The sequence below is a fragment of the Guyparkeria sp. genome (assembly GCF_046540515.1).
In the GTDB taxonomy this organism is placed as follows: Bacteria; Pseudomonadota; Gammaproteobacteria; order Halothiobacillales; family Halothiobacillaceae; genus Guyparkeria.
Map to the genome: position 1 here is coordinate 1 of NZ_JBKHFB010000044.1, position 14,135 is coordinate 14,135.

The window sequence follows — 14,135 nt, forward strand, 5'->3', positions numbered from 1 at the left end:
AAAAAAAGCCCCGCCGATTGGCGGGGCTTTAGCTGTTGTGCTGTGACGGTGATTAGCCGCTCACGCCCTCGACAGCCGAGTAGACCACTTCCGGCTCTTCGTCGGTGCAGTCTTCCATGCAGCGCTGGTTGTCCGTGTCCGGACGGGTGTCGGTCACGAAGTAGTCGACGGACGGCATTTCGACGTCGGCCAAGTTCTCGTCGCTGCAGGTGAAGTCCATGTCGACGATGCCACCGAGGTTCAGGACGTAGCAGGTGACCGCGTACGACTCGTCGACACCCATGGTGCCCGGCGCGTAGAAGGGCATGTGGCGCTTGATCATGTCGAACAGCGTCGGAGCGTGGCCCCAGGCGTTGTTGACACCACGGTTGCCTACACCATCGAGGCCCTGCTTGAGGGATTCGACGAACTGCGGCATCGGGTCGCCGGCCATCTTCGGGTAGCCCTCGGCGCCTTCGCCGAAGTCACCGTGACACATGGCGCACTGGGCCTGGTACGGCTGCTCGCCGTCGGCAACGGAGCCTTCACCTTTCGGCAGGTTCTCGCCGTCGTAGAAGACACTGATGTCCCACGGCTCGATCGCCTTTTCGGTGATGTTCTTGCCGATGCCGTTGAAGCCACTGGCGTGCTCGTCCGCGATGCCGGCGGTGCTCAGGCCGAGTGCCATGGCACCGGCCGCGAGACCCAGCCCGAACTTAGAAGTTTTCAATTTGGACATTCTTCACCTCGCCGGTCTTCTCGATTTTCCAGGCCTGAATGGAGTTCTTGTGGTAGATGCTGTTGAAGCCACGAACCTTGCGCATCTGCGCCAGAGTCGGCTGGACGTAGCCGGACTCGTCGGTGGCGCGGCTCATGATCAGGTGCTCGTCGCCCTTCCACTCGAACGGAAGCTTGAACTTGGTCACGCACTTGCTCAGCACGGGCTCGACCAGTTCGGCCTCCTGCCAGTTCTTGCCGCCATCGACGGAAACGTCGACATGGGTGACCTTGCCCCGGCCGGACCAGGCGATGCCACGGATCTCGTAACTGCCTTTGCCCTTCATGTGGTTGTCCGGGCAGGGGTAGTTGATGACCGAGTTCGCTTCGTTCAGGAAGGTGAACTGGCGGATGGTGCCATCCGGCAGCGGCTCGATGTAGTGACGGGTCTCCTGGTAGGTGACCAGCGGCTTGTCGACGAACTTGATGCGGCGCAGCCACTTGATCGACATGTTCGCTTCGCAACCCGGGAGCAGGAAGCGGATCGGGTAGCCGTTCTCCGGACGCAGGGCCTCGCCGTTCATCGCGTAGGCGATCATGGCGTCCTTGTAGAGCTCGCAGTCGAACTCGTTGATCGGCTCGCCGAACTGGTCCTTGGCGCCTTCCATCGGGACGGAACGCTGCAGGGCGGAACCGTCCGCGCCTTCCGCGTAGAACCAGGTCGACTTCGGATCGACGCCGACGTACTCCATCAGGTCGGTCAGCTTGACGCCGGTCCACTCGGAGCAGCTCATCATGCCGTGGGTGAACTGCATGGAGTCCATCTGGACGCCGCGCCACTCCATGGCACCGTTGGCCGGGCACTCGAGGAAGTGGATGGCGGTGTGCGACGGCATGCGCTTCAGATCGTCCATGGAGAAGATCATCGGCTTTTCGACCATGCCGTGGATGACCAGCTGGTGGTTGTCCGGGTCGATGTCGACCGCGCCGGCGTGGTGACGCTCGAAGTGCAGGCCGTTCGGCGTGATGATGCCGTGCAGGTCTTGCCACGGGGTGAAGCTGATCGAGGCAACGGTGTCGGCGGTCAGCCAGCTGACGTTACGACGGACGACGTCCTTCTCGAACTTCGAGGGCATGCCGTACGGAACGGACACGACACCACGACCGAGAATGTTCCGGGTCGGGTTGATCTCGAGCGGATCCTTCACGGTCTCCAGCTTCACGTCACCGTAGGCGTTGCCGGCGGCTGCTGCGGCAGCACCGGTAGCCGCCAGTGCGACGCTCTTGCGGAGGAATTTACGACGGTCGCTGGAGGCCACGCCCTCGCGGGCATCGCTCTGCGGCGTCTGATCAAGTTTGGTTTCTGACATTGCTCACTCCTGCATCGTAGGCAATTGGTCGGATCAACTTATGATTCGATCCATTCCGGGCCCCTGGTTCTCCGACAACCGAAAGGCACGCGTTTTTTGAGGACAGGCCGGCGGCTTGCCGATGTCGACAATGACCCGCTATTGTTCATGGGTCTTCCAGCCGGGTCAATCCGAACCGGATTCCCTGATCGATGGCCCGATCAAAAAATTGAACCCGCAGCAATCTACATCAGCGGGTTCTAATTAACAACCGGATGCGGGTTTGAACATTTAATGGGGTATCAGCCCGACTGGTGGGGTTTCCTCCGAGGGGCGGGGGCCTTCGATCATCGCGCCCTCGCACGGGCTGCCTTGGCGGGAGGCCGAGGGGTCGTTATAGTTTGCCGGAAATATCCAACAGGGCAGCGACCGCCACCGTGTACCGTTCCATCCGTGTCCAAGAGGCCGACTTCGATATCGGTCACCTCCTCGCCGAGATGCGCTCGCAGTGCGCCCACGTCGGCGCGGTGGCGAGTTTTCTCGGCACCGTCCGCGACATCAACGACGATCTCGAGGTCAGTGATCTCGTCCTCGAGCATTACCCGGGCATGACCGAGCGGGCGCTCGAGCGCGTGGCCGATGAGGCGATTTCCCGTTGGCCGCTCGCCGGCGTGAGCATCGTTCACCGCATCGGGCACCTCCGGCCGACCGACCAGATCGTGCTCGTGGCGGTGGCCAGCGCGCATCGCGGCGACGCGCTGGAGGCCTGCAGCTTCATCATGGACTACCTCAAGACGCACGCGCCGTTCTGGAAGAGGGAAGTCGATCCCGAGGGCAACACCCGCTGGGTGGACGCGCGCGAGAGCGACGAGGTCGCGCGCCGGCGCTGGTTCGCCGAGTTCGACTAACGCGTTCGACTTCGACAATAAGTAAAGGGGAGGGGAGCGTGGAGTCCGTCGAGAGAACGATCGCGCGACTGATCGACTGGATCGAGCCGCTGGACGACGTCGAAGGCGTACCCGTGCTCGAGTCGGTCGGCCGCGTGCTGGCCGAGCCGCTGACCGCGCCGCGTGACGTGCCCATTGCCCCCCTGAGCCTGTTCGACGGCTACGCCGCGGCCGGCCCGCTGGTTGCCGGGGAATCGTTGCCGGTGGTGGGCAAGCAGTTCGCCGGTGATCCGCCGGCGCGACTCGAGCCCGGCACGGCAATACGTATCTTCACCGGTGCGCTGCTGCCCGAGGGGGCGGATACGGTGATCGCCCAGGAATCGGTGGCGGTCGACGCCGGACGGGCGTGCTGGCGCGAGGACGTCTCGTTCGGTGCCGGCGTGCGGGCCCGGGGCGCGGACAGCCGCGAAGGGCAGGTGCTGCTCGAACCGGGGGTCGCCATCAACGCGGCGATGCTGGGCCTGATCGCCAGCACCGGCGTCGCCGAGGTCCCGGTCAGGCGGCGGGTGCGCGTGGCGTTGCTGACCACCGGCGACGAGCTGCTGGCCCCCGGCGAGCCGTTTGCGCCGGGCAAGATCTATGACGCCAACGGCCCGATGCTCGAGGCGCTGCTGGCCGCCGCCGGGGTGGAGATCGTCCAGCGGGCCTGTCTGCCGGATGACCGCGACTTGATCGACGCGCGCCTGCGCGAGGCGGCCGCGGCGGATCTCATCGTCACCTCCGGCGGGGTGTCGGTGGGCGAGGCCGACCTGGTGCGTGCCGGTGTCGAGGCGCTCGGGCGCATCGATCACTGGCGGATCTTCCTCAAGCCCGGCAAGCCGCTGGCGATCGGCGAGGTGCTGGGCACGCCATTTCTCGGCCTGCCGGGCAACCCCGTGTCCACCTTCGTCACCTACCTGCGGTTCGTGCGTACGGCGATCGATCGGCTGACCGGGCGGGACAATCCCGGCGCCTGGCCGAGCCAACCCGTGCCGCTGGCCTCGCCGCGGCGGGGAGGTGATCGACCCGAATACATCCGCGTACGCCGGGTCGAGGTCGACGGGCGGGTGCAGCTCGAGGTCTACCCGGACCAGAACTCGGGGCTCTTGAGCTCGCTCGCCTGGGCCGACGGGCTTGCCCTGATCCCGCCCGATGCCCGCCTCGCGGCCGGCGATCCGGTCGAATTCACCGCCTTCAAGGAGCTTGGCCTATGAGCCGCACCCTCACGCATCTGGACGAAAAGGGCGAGGCCCGCATGGTCGATGTCGGCGACAAGGCGCACACCCAGCGCGTCGCCGTGGCCGAGTCGCGCATCGTCATGCAGCCCGAGACCCTGGAGCTGATCCTGTCCGGCGGGCACAAGAAGGGCGACGTGCTCGCCACCGCACGCATCGCCGGCATCATGGCGGCCAAGCGCACCGGCGATCTCATCCCGATGTGCCACCCCTTGATGCTCACCAAGGTGAAGGTCGAGCTCACCCCCGAACCCGACCGTCACGCCGTCCACATCACCGCCGAATGCGCGGTGACCGGCCAGACCGGCGTGGAGATGGAGGCACTGACCGCCGCCTCGGTGGCCGCCCTGACGCTGTACGACATGTGCAAGGCGGTCGACCGGGGCATGGTGATCGAGCAGACCCGCCTGCTGGAAAAGCGCGGCGGCAAGAGCGGGCATTGGCGGTTGGAAGACGAGGCCTGATCGCGCCGGATACACGCTCACGCCGACCGAACGGTTTGTTTCGCCATAACGCTTGCATTTTCGGGCATGGCTGATACCGTTATGTCCAAGTGAACATGACGCATGTCTCACTCGCTCCTGCAGAGCAGGTCCCGGTCAGGGCGATTCCGACCCCTCGCCCCGGCCGGGCCCCATTCCCGCGCGGCGGGCCGCCACGCCGGCCGCGCTCGTTGACCAACCCCATGCCACCCGGATGTCGGCATGGTCCAGGCAAGGGCTGACAAGACAATGCAGCAGTTGACCGACCCCTTCGGCCGTTCCATCAACTACCTGCGGCTGTCCGTGACGGACCGTTGCGACCTGCGCTGTTTCTACTGCATGCCCGAGGGCTTCAAGGATTTCGAGGTGCCCGAGCACTGGCTCACCCCCGACGAGATCGAGCGGCTGATCGGCGTGATGGCCGACATGGGTCTTTCTCACGTGCGGATCACCGGCGGCGAACCGCTGGTGCGCAAGGGCATCGAGGATATCGTGGGCCGGGTCGCCTCCATGCCCGGCATCCGCGACGTGTCCCTGTCCACCAACGCCACTCGCATGAACAAGATGGCCGAGCCGCTGCGCGCCGCGGGTGCCAATCGCATCAACGTCAGCCTCGACACCCTCGATCCCGAGCGATTCAAGTCGATCACCAAGGGCAAGGTGGACAAGGTCCTCGACGGGCTGGCCGCAGCCAAGGCCGCCGGTTTCTCGCCGATCAAGATCAACGCCGTGGTGATGAAGGGGCTCAACGAGCACGACGTCGAGGATCTGCTCGACTACTGCATCGACAACGGCTTCACCCTGCGCATGATCGAGACCATGCCGATGGGCGAGACCGGCCGCGACGCCATCGATCATTACGTCAGCCTCCAGGACGTGAAGAAGCGCCTCAAGGCCAGGTACGACCTGATCCCCGCGGTCAATTCGGTCGCCGGCGCCGGCCCGGCCCGCTACCTGCAGGTGGCGGGTACCGACACCATGGTCGGTTTCATTACCCCGATGTCCGAGCATTTCTGTGAGACATGCAACCGCGTGCGCCTGGGCTGCGACGGCACCATGTACATGTGCCTCGGCCAGGAGGAAAGCTTCTCCTTTCGCCCGCTGCTGAGAAAGGGCATTCCCGACGACGAACTCAAGGAAGCCCTGATGCAGGCCATCGCCCTCAAGCCCGAGCGTCACGAGTTCACCGAAAAACCCGAGAAGGTCATCCGCTTCATGTCGATGACCGGCGGCTGAGCCCGCCGGGCGCATTTCACCCTCGTTCCCCGGACCGCCCGCTTGCCGGGCGGTCTTTCGTTCCCGATCCGCTGCCACTCGACGAACGGACCCGCTCGGCGGTCACCCTTTATCCCCCGTTTTCGTCGAGCACCTCCCCGCGTTCCGGTGACTTCCATTGCATCGACAATGACCTATGCTGTCACTGACGTGCAGAGTTTCCCGAAGCGAGGGCGGACGTACCGATGAGCGTGGAGCGGCAAACCGGCAGGAGATCCGGACGGCGGCGCGGCCTGCGCATGCTGCTCTGGCCGCTTCTCGTGCTGGCGGGCATTGCCTGGCTGCTGGTCGCACAGGCCCAGGAAGATCGTCGGCAGGCCGTTCTGCTGACCGTGCAGGATGCCATCGGCCCGGCGACCGCCGACTACGTGATCCGCGGCATCGAGACCGCCGAGGCACGGCAGGCCGAACTGGTCGTTTTGCAACTCGATACCCCCGGCGGGCTGGACTCGAGCATGCGTTCGATCATCCAGGCCATCCTGGGCGCCGACGTGCCGGTGGCCACCTACGTCCACCCCGCCGGTGCGCGGGCCGCCAGTGCCGGCACCTACATCCTCTACGGCTCTCACATCGCGGCCATGACGCCCTCGACCAACCTCGGCTCGGCCACCCCGGTGCAGATCGGCGGGGGCGACGGCCTGCCGGGCATGACGCCCCCGGACGACGAGGACGACAAGGCGAACGGCGAGGAAGACGCCGGGGGCAATGGCGGCGAGAACGGCGAGAAGACCGACTCGGAGGACAAGGAGCCGCGTCGCGGCGAGGATGCGATGGGGCGCAAGGTCCTCGAGGACGCGGTCTCCTACATCCGTGGCCTGGCCGAGCGGTACGATCGCAACGCCGACTGGGCCGAGGATGCCGTGCGCGAGGGCTACAACCTGACCGCGAGCGAGGCGCTCGAGCGCAACGTGATCGAGTTCGTCGCCGAGAACGTCACCGATCTGCTCGAACAGGTCGACGGGCACGAGGTGACGGTCGATGGTGCCACGCACGAGCTCGATACCGAGGGGCTGGAGGTGTTCCAGCTCGATCCCGACTGGCGTTCCGAACTGCTGTCGGTGATCACCAACCCCAACATCGCCTACATCCTGCTGCTGGTCGGGATCTACGGCATCATCTTCGAGCTGGCCAACCCGGGTGCGATCGTGCCCGGCACCATCGGGGCGATCTCGCTTATCCTCGCGTTCTTCGCCCTTCAGGTCATGCCGCTGAACTACGCCGGGCTGGCCCTGATCCTGCTCGGGATAATATTCATGATCGCCGAGGCCTTCGTCCCGAGTTTCGGGGCGTTGGGCATCGGCGGCCTGATCGCCTTCACCACGGGATCCATCATGCTCTGGGACGACCCCAACCTGAACGTGGCCCTGCCCCTGATCGTCGGGGTGGCCGTCGTCATCGCCGCCTTTTCCATCTGGGTGCTGGGCCGCCTGTTGGGCCTGCGACACCGAAAGCCGGCCACCGGTCACGAGGAGATGATCGGCATGGTCGGCACCGCGAAGGAAGACTTCGACCGCAGCGGGCGGGTCTGGGTACACAGCGAGCTCTGGACCGCCGATACCGACCGGAGGGTGCACGCCGGCCAGAAGGTGCGCGTGGTGGGCATCGATGGACTGCGCCTGACCGTCGAGCCGATCGAGTAGACACGTCATTGCAAGGGCCGCCAGGCCCATGGAGGAAAACAGATGTTGGGCAATTTCGGATTTCTGGTCGTGCCACTGATCGTGCTGGTGGCACTCATCGCCATGTCGTTGCGCGTACTGCGCGAGTACGAGCGCGGCGTGGTGTTCTTCCTCGGGCGGTTCCAGCGGGTCAAGGGGCCGGGGCTGATCATCGTCGTCCCGGTGATCCAGCAGATGGTCAAGGTGGACCTGCGCATCATCACGCTCGACGTGCCCAGCCAGGACGTGATCTCCCAGGACAACGTCACCGTGCGGGTCAACGCGGTGCTCTACTTCCGCGTGGTCGACCCGGAGCGGGCCGTCATCCAGGTGGAGAACTACTACGCGGCGACCAGCCAGCTCGCCCAGACCACCCTGCGCTCGGTGCTGGGCAAGCACGATCTGGACGAGATGCTCTCCGAGCGCGACAAGCTCAACAACGACATCCAGGGCATTCTCGACGAGCAGACCGACGCCTGGGGCATCAAGGTCACCAACGTCGAGATCAAGCACGTCGACCTCGACGAATCCATGATCCGCGCGATCGCCCGCCAGGCCGAGGCCGAGCGCGAGCGGCGCGCCAAGGTCATCCACGCCGAGGGCGAACTGCAGGCCGCCGAGAAGCTGGTCCAGGCCGCCGACATGATGAAGGACAGCCCGGCCGCCCTGCAGCTGCGCTACCTGCAGACGATGGCGGACATGGCCACCAACGGCAAGACCAGCTCGGTGTTCTTCCCCCTGCCGATCGAGCTGACCAACGCCTTCCAGGACTTCACCGGCCATTTCCGCCCGGCGGCACGCGACGACTGACGACGTACGGCTCGCGAAACCGTTTCCCTGCCCGGGGGTGGCCTCGACCGGAGGCCATTCTTCCTCGGGCCTGATTCGGGTTCGGTTCGCCGGTTCCGACCGTCATTCCGGCGGTTGCTTGCCCGGCGGGATTCCCCGTCCCATGGTGGGCACTGGCAAGCAATGGAATGCAGGGCATGGACCGGCTCGACCGACTGTTTCACCTTTACCAGGTGCTGCGTGACCGACGTGGCACGGTTGCCGGCAGTGAGCCTCGATTCGCTCAGCAATTCGATAGCCTCGTTCCCGTCGTGCGTCTTGTTGCGGGCGCATTGGGGCATGCCCGGCGAAAGGTGCTTCCGGGATGTGGCCGCGGGGCGCGACTGGTTCAGTTCCACACGTTGCGGCTTTCCGCCTTCGCGCGAGCGAGGGTGTCGCGGTAGCGGATGCCCACCCGGGTGAGGGTGAGCATCCAGACGGCGCAGAAGCCGATGACCAGCCAGCTCAGGTGTGCCGTCTCGAGGGTCCAGGGCAACCACTGGGTGAGCAGCAGGATCAGCAGGGAGCCGGCGACCTTGAACAGGCGGTAGCCGAACATGTCGATCCAGGCCTTGGCGCGGAACATCAGCAGGGGAACGATCGGCACGTACAGCAGCTCCTTGGAGGCGCGGTTGATCGAGTAGGACAGGCCGCGGTCGGCGATCTTGAGGAGGGCACCGGCCATCAGCGTGCCCTGCGACATGAACCACAGGCTGCCGATCGTCACCGCGACCGGCTGGGCGAACAGGCCGGCGAGCACGCCCAGCCAGCGGTGCACCAGCGGCGTGATGGCGAGGTTGATGCCGATGGCCACGGCGCTCATCACGCTGAAGAAGGCACCCAGCCAGGCGGTGCGCTCGTCGCGTCCCTCGATGGTGGCCTCGAGGGCCTTCATGAACTGGTACTCGATGATCGGCTCGGCGATCTGGGCGAGCAGCAGGATGGCGGCGATCAGCATCAGGTAACGGTGGTGCAGCAGGCTGCGCCAGTTGCCGTCGGTCGTCGGGTCGTGGTTGGAGACGCCGGGCTTTTCCTCGTACAGCCCCAGCCTTCCCATGAGCAGGGTGAGCGCCACCAGCAGGCCGATGATGGCGGCGGCGACGAGCAGCAGGTCCATGGTCTCGAGCCCGAGCTGGCGGATGAACAGGCTCGAGGCGATGCCGCCGACCACGCCGCCGACCAGCCCGCCGGTGGCGATCAGGCCGTACCAGCGCTTGCCGGCATGGGTGCTGAAGATGGTGTTGGTCAGGCTCCAGAACTGTTCGACCAGGATGACGCTGGTCATGTCGACGAAGATGTAGAAGGCGAAGGCCTGCACGAAGCCGCTGTCGCCGAGCAGGGGGAAGAAGGTCAGCAGCAGGGCGATGACGATGCCGCAGGTGCCCAGCACCACGTGGAAGCGCGAGTAGTAAGCGATCAGGCGATGGTAGATGCCGATCGTCAGACCGAGCGCCAGGGCGGTGGCGATCCAGACGTAGGGCAGCAGGTCGGCGCCCAGCGAACTGATGAAGATCGAACGGCTCGCCGGCTTGAGGTGATAGACCGCGGCGATGATCAGAAAGAAGTTCGTGAACAGCAGCACGCCGCGCATCAGGTTGGGGTGTCGCTGGGCTGTTCGCTTCATCGGTGCTTGATTCTCACGCACATATCCTCATGACTTTACGGCATTACTGGGTTATCGTGCTGCAACCTTGAGCTTATGGGGGTGCTCCATGATCCGGAGACTCTTGACTGTCGCCGTTCTGGCGACGAGTTTGTTTTCCACCGCGCATGCGGCCCTGCCGGCGGATGCCGATGTCCTGCGAAACGGCGCCGATCCGGCCCTGCAGGCACGCCTGGAAGAGCGGCTCGATGCCCTGAAACTGGACGATTCGGTTGCCGCCGGCCAGCTCTCGGTGGCCCTGGTGGACGTCACGGACCCCGACCGCCCCCGACTGGCCCAGGTCAACGGCGACGCCATGCTTTACGCGGCCAGCCTGCCCAAGATCGCCATCCTGTTCGCGGCCTTCCAGCGCATCGACGAGGGCGAACTGGCGCTGGACGCGGAGACGCGGGATCTCATGACGCGCATGATCCGCCAGTCCTCCAACTCGGCGGCCACCGAGATGATGCGCCGGGTCGGTCGCGAGTACATCAACGACCTGCTTCGCTCTCCCGAGTATCGCCTTTACGACGAAGAGCTCAATGGCGGGCTGTGGGTCGGCAAGGACTACGGCCGCGGGTCCGCCTACATGCGCGATCCCCTGCACAACCTCTCGCACGGTGCGACCGCCTTCCAGGTGGCCCGCTTCTACTACCTGCTCGAGACCGGCCAGCTGGTCTCCCCCGAGCTGTCGCGCGAGATGAAGGCCATCCTCGGTGACCCGGGGATCAACCACAAGTTCGTCGGTGGTCTGGCCGCGGCCGTGCCCGGTGCGTCGATCTACCGCAAGTCCGGCAGCTGGCAGGACTGGCACGCCGACAGCGCCATCGTCGAGCACGACGGGCGCAGTTACATCGCTGTCGGCCTGGCCCAGAACCCCAGTGGCGGCGAATGGCTCGAGCGGCTGATCGTCGAGCTCGATGGCCTGATCATGGACGGGGCTATCCGCACGGCCGAACTCGACTCCCCAGCCGCCCAGCGGTAAACCTGCCGGCCGGCTCGTCGTCATTCCTGCAGCAATCGGTGCAGGCGGGTGGCAAAGGTCTGGTGGGCCACCGCCGAATTCACGTTGAGCACGTTCGAGGTCATCGTCACCAGGTAGACCCGTTCCGGGTCGTCGGCCGGGTGTTCGATGATCGCGACCGAGTGCATGTAGTTGTAGACGTTGCCGCGGTACTTGCCGCAGTCCGGGTTCTTCTCCCGGTCGCACTTGTAGAGCGAGCCGGACTTGAAGTAGACGGCCGCGTCCTGCAGTGCCGGTGACGAGGCATAGCGGATGCGACGCTCGGTCATGTACAGCAGGCGCTTCAATTCCCGGCTCGACCAGGCGTCGACCAGCTCCCCCTTTTCCATTTTCACCAGCAGTCGCATCAGCTCGCGGGTGGTGCTCAGGCTGTTGGTGCCCGAGACCCGCCCCTTGCCTCCACTGGTGAAGAAGGCCCCCTGGCGCAATTTTTCCGTGTCCAGCCCGTTGCGGGCGATCGGCTCGACCAGCGCCTCGAGCAGGATGTCGCGCCGCTCGGCCGGCGGGCGGTCGAACAGTTCCGCCTCGCGTTCGACCGGCACCGGGTACTCGTCGTCGAAGTGGTGCAGCAGTACCAGTTCCTTCATCACCGCGCTGGCCGCGGCATTCGAGCTCGCCGAGAGCGCCCAGTCGAGGTAGCTCCAGAGGTTGGCGGTATCGCCCACCTGTAGCGGCCGTCGCGTGAATCGTTTCGCCTCCCCGTCCCAGAACGGCACCGTGTGGCTGTCCCACTGGATGAACTCGTCGGCGGTGACCTGCGTCTCGCGCAGCAGGCGTTCGCGGGCCCCGATGTCGTCGGGGAACCGGTCGGCGATCGCCTGGAGCAGCGCCGTGGCCAGCATGACCTTGCCGACGCTGCCGGGCGTGCGCGTGGTCCGGCCGTTGTGCTCGGCGTAACGAGGCCGCTGTGGGTCGCTGATGTCGAGCACGCTGACGCTGTAGTGGGGTGCCTCGGCGCCCAGCAGGTCGACGACGCGGCGGGTCAGGTCGGCATCGACCTCGGGCAGTTCGAATTCCGGCTGATCGGCCAGGCGCAGGCGGATCTGTTCCCGGTCGAGCAGGGCGCCGGGGGGCAGGCGATTGCCCGCGATCTCGCCCTCGTTCGCCAGCCGGTAGCCTTCCAGGCGTTCGATGCCGGTCTCCTCGGCGGCGTCCAGCGGATAGGCGCCGGCGCCGGGGGCGGCCAGGGTGAGCACGCCGCCGAGGATCAACGGGACGAGCCGGAAGGGGACAGGGTGCATGATCGGTTTCATGCATCGAGCATAGGTCATGACCGGATGGTGATCAGTCCCCGGGATGGGGTGGTTGGTCCAGGTCGACCGTCCCGCCGCCCTGCGACTCGCGCGCCCGGTCGAGCTCGCCGAGGTACAGGTTGCGCCGGGCCTGGCGGTTCTCGACCAGGGGGCGGATCTGGAACAGCGCCAGCCGGCCGTCGCGAAAGCCGAACTCGATGTCCACCGGCGGGGTAGCCCCCTCCTCCTCGGGCAATGGAAAGCGGGCCTCGACGTCGTCGGCGAGTTCACGCAGGGTGTCCACCTCCCCCGGCGAGAGCAGGTGGTCCGGCGCCCCGGCCGGGACGCGGCGCATGCCCCCGGCCGGGGCCGGCTCGGTACGGGTGGGGGCGGTCGCCTGGGCGAGCAGGCGGATCTCGCCGGTGTGACGGTGCACGCGCAGTTCCTCGGCGCTCTGCCCGTCGACGGCGCCGCCCACCCCTTCGTTGGCGGCGATGGTCAGCCAGTCGCGATCGCCGGTTTCCATGTCGGCGGTCACCAGCACGCCGGACTTGTCCGCGGGGACGGTCTGCTGCAAGAGCACGGCGGGATAGACGTGTTCCGGGTCGGGCATGTGCGCCTGGCGCCAGGCATGGGCGCGCTCGGTGAAGGGCGAGGCCCAGACCTCCTGGACGGCGTCCACGATGGCCTCGAAGCCGACCACGTTGGCGACCGTGCGGTTCAGGCCCGCCCCGGTGAAGCCGGGCAGGTCCTCGACATTGGTGTCGCTGCGCACGAACACGCCCGGGGTGTCCCTGTTGTCGAACTGTTCCTCCAGCGCACGGCGCAGCCGTTCCCGGAATGCCTCGCCGGGGTCGGTGCTCGTGATCCATTCGCGCAAACGGGCAAGCATCTCCCGCGTCTCGTCCCGGCGCCGCTCGGCGTCGTCGATGTCGGCCAGCCGGTCATATTCGTCGCGCATCCAGTCGAAGGCCGTCGGCCCGCCGGGCTCGATCGGGCGATCGAGCAGCTCGCGGAACGCGCCGAAGGGCACGACCAGCCCGGGACTGACCTGCCCGGGGAAGTGGTGTGCCAGTTCGCCGAGATTGGCGGCCTTGGGACCGACGTGACGCCCGGAGTCGCTGCTTCGCAGGTCGGCCAGGGAGATCATGTCGGTAGTTTCGAGGTCGACCTTGTCGAGATCCGGGCGGATGGTCACGTCCTCGCCGCGGGGTTCGGCACCGAAGATCTCGTCCCATTCGGGACCGTCGGCGGCGAGCTGAACGCGACCGCCGGGGGTTGCCGCGAGCACGACGCGCCGGCCGAGATGACGCTCCAGTCGCGGCATCAGGCCATCGTCGATTACCACGTTGGGGATGCCGAGGTTGCGGGCCAGCAGCTGCACGTGCGAGAGCGAGCTGCCCTCGCCACGGGTGAGGATGCCCGCGACCGGTGGCAGCTCGGGCGTGGTCGAGGGCATGAGGTAGATGCCGTCCGGGCGGAAACCGCCCGGGTCGTCGGGCGGTTCGAGCAGCACCCCACGGCGCAGTCCCGGGTTGAGCGCGCGCAGGCCGGTGGCGGTTTCCTCGCCGAACACCTGGTGGCGCACGTTCGACCGGGCATGGGAGTCCTCGAGCAGCCTGTCGAGCACGCGCGTGTAGGGGAGCAGCGGGCTGTCCCGCAACCGGTCGGGGATGTAGTGGGTGGCCAGGGGCGTGATGCCGGACCAGTCCTCGACGGTGGGATCGAAGTGGTATCCCAGCGCGCGCTGGGCCCACTGCGGGATACGCGCGAGGTAGCGCAGCTCCG

General features: G+C 66.4%; 12 protein-coding genes. 7 read left to right on the plus strand and 5 right to left on the minus strand.

What is annotated here, in order from left to right; translation table 11 throughout:
* Positions 1-52 precede the first annotated feature (52 nt).
* Positions 53-718, minus strand: coding sequence for a c-type cytochrome (locus ACLFRM_RS06540; protein WP_410754925.1), 666 nt, complete (start codon positions 716-718; stop codon positions 53-55).
* Positions 696-2,066 (minus strand): sulfite dehydrogenase, encoded by a 1,371-nt coding sequence (gene soxC, locus ACLFRM_RS06545; protein ID WP_410754926.1) that lies wholly within the window; start codon positions 2,064-2,066, stop codon positions 696-698. Before soxC ends, ACLFRM_RS06540 begins: the two co-directional genes overlap by 23 nt.
* A 416-nt stretch (positions 2,067-2,482) precedes the next feature.
* On the opposite strand from soxC, the gene ACLFRM_RS06550 reads away from it, so the two are divergent.
* The 6 genes from ACLFRM_RS06550 (at position 2,483) to ACLFRM_RS06575 (ending at position 8,431) form a co-directional block, all read left to right on the plus strand.
* The gene (locus ACLFRM_RS06550; RefSeq protein WP_410754927.1) at positions 2,483-2,953 is read left to right on the plus strand and encodes a molybdenum cofactor biosynthesis protein MoaE; all 471 of its coding nucleotides are present in this window, start codon (positions 2,483-2,485) and stop codon (positions 2,951-2,953) included.
* Between the two features lie 38 nt (positions 2,954-2,991).
* Entirely contained in the window at positions 2,992-4,185 is a 1,194-nt protein-coding gene (glp, locus tag ACLFRM_RS06555; protein WP_410754928.1) for a gephyrin-like molybdotransferase Glp, read from the plus strand.
* Positions 4,182-4,670 carry a cyclic pyranopterin monophosphate synthase MoaC gene (gene moaC, locus ACLFRM_RS06560; protein WP_410754929.1) on the plus strand — a complete coding sequence of 163 codons (489 nt, stop codon included), beginning with the start codon at positions 4,182-4,184 and terminating at the stop codon, positions 4,668-4,670. The genes glp and moaC overlap by 4 nt, the downstream gene beginning before the upstream one ends.
* Positions 4,671-4,937: 267 nt before the next feature.
* Positions 4,938-5,924, plus strand: coding sequence for a GTP 3',8-cyclase MoaA (gene moaA / locus ACLFRM_RS06565; RefSeq protein ID WP_410754930.1), 987 nt, complete (start codon positions 4,938-4,940; stop codon positions 5,922-5,924).
* Between the two features lie 224 nt (positions 5,925-6,148).
* Positions 6,149-7,603 carry an NfeD family protein gene (locus tag ACLFRM_RS06570; protein ID WP_410754931.1) on the plus strand — a complete coding sequence of 485 codons (1,455 nt, stop codon included), beginning with the start codon at positions 6,149-6,151 and terminating at the stop codon, positions 7,601-7,603.
* A 45-nt stretch (positions 7,604-7,648) separates the two neighbouring features.
* Positions 7,649-8,431 (plus strand): slipin family protein, encoded by a 783-nt coding sequence (locus ACLFRM_RS06575; RefSeq protein WP_410754937.1) that lies wholly within the window; start codon positions 7,649-7,651, stop codon positions 8,429-8,431.
* A gap of 367 nt (positions 8,432-8,798) precedes the next feature.
* Here the strand turns inward: ACLFRM_RS06575 and ACLFRM_RS06580 are convergent, their stop codons facing one another.
* Positions 8,799-10,073 (minus strand): Npt1/Npt2 family nucleotide transporter, encoded by a 1,275-nt coding sequence (locus ACLFRM_RS06580; protein WP_410754932.1) that lies wholly within the window; start codon positions 10,071-10,073, stop codon positions 8,799-8,801.
* Between the two features lie 103 nt (positions 10,074-10,176).
* Here ACLFRM_RS06580 and ACLFRM_RS06585 point away from each other — a divergent pair, with 103 nt between their 5' ends.
* Complete coding sequence (locus ACLFRM_RS06585; RefSeq protein ID WP_410754933.1) at positions 10,177-11,076, plus strand: serine hydrolase; 900 nt, start codon at positions 10,177-10,179, stop codon at positions 11,074-11,076.
* Positions 11,077-11,096: 20 nt separating this feature from the next.
* On the opposite strand, the gene ACLFRM_RS06590 is transcribed toward ACLFRM_RS06585, so the two are convergent.
* Together ACLFRM_RS06590 and ACLFRM_RS06595 are read right to left on the minus strand one after the other, a co-directional pair.
* On the minus strand, positions 11,097-12,356 hold the full coding sequence (locus ACLFRM_RS06590; protein ID WP_410754934.1) for a hypothetical protein: 1,260 nt from the start codon (positions 12,354-12,356) through the stop codon (positions 11,097-11,099).
* A gap of 43 nt (positions 12,357-12,399) precedes the next feature.
* A partial coding sequence (locus ACLFRM_RS06595) for a PEP/pyruvate-binding domain-containing protein (RefSeq protein WP_410754935.1) occupies positions 12,400-14,135 on the minus strand: 1,736 nt, incomplete at its 5' end.

Coding starts and splice junctions, on each gene's coding strand:
- ACLFRM_RS06540 (WP_410754925.1), bottom strand. CDS start 718: ATGTCCAAATTGAAAACTTCTAAGTTCGGGCTGGGTCTCGCGGCCGGT.
- ACLFRM_RS06570 (WP_410754931.1), top strand. CDS start 6,149: ATGAGCGTGGAGCGGCAAACCGGCAGGAGATCCGGACGGCGGCGCGGC.
- moaC (WP_410754929.1), top strand. CDS start 4,182: ATGAGCCGCACCCTCACGCATCTGGACGAAAAGGGCGAGGCCCGCATG.
- ACLFRM_RS06580 (WP_410754932.1), bottom strand. CDS start 10,073: ATGAAGCGAACAGCCCAGCGACACCCCAACCTGATGCGCGGCGTGCTG.
- soxC (WP_410754926.1), bottom strand. CDS start 2,066: ATGTCAGAAACCAAACTTGATCAGACGCCGCAGAGCGATGCCCGCGAG.
- ACLFRM_RS06590 (WP_410754934.1), bottom strand. CDS start 12,356: ATGCACCCTGTCCCCTTCCGGCTCGTCCCGTTGATCCTCGGCGGCGTG.
- moaA (WP_410754930.1), top strand. CDS start 4,938: ATGCAGCAGTTGACCGACCCCTTCGGCCGTTCCATCAACTACCTGCGG.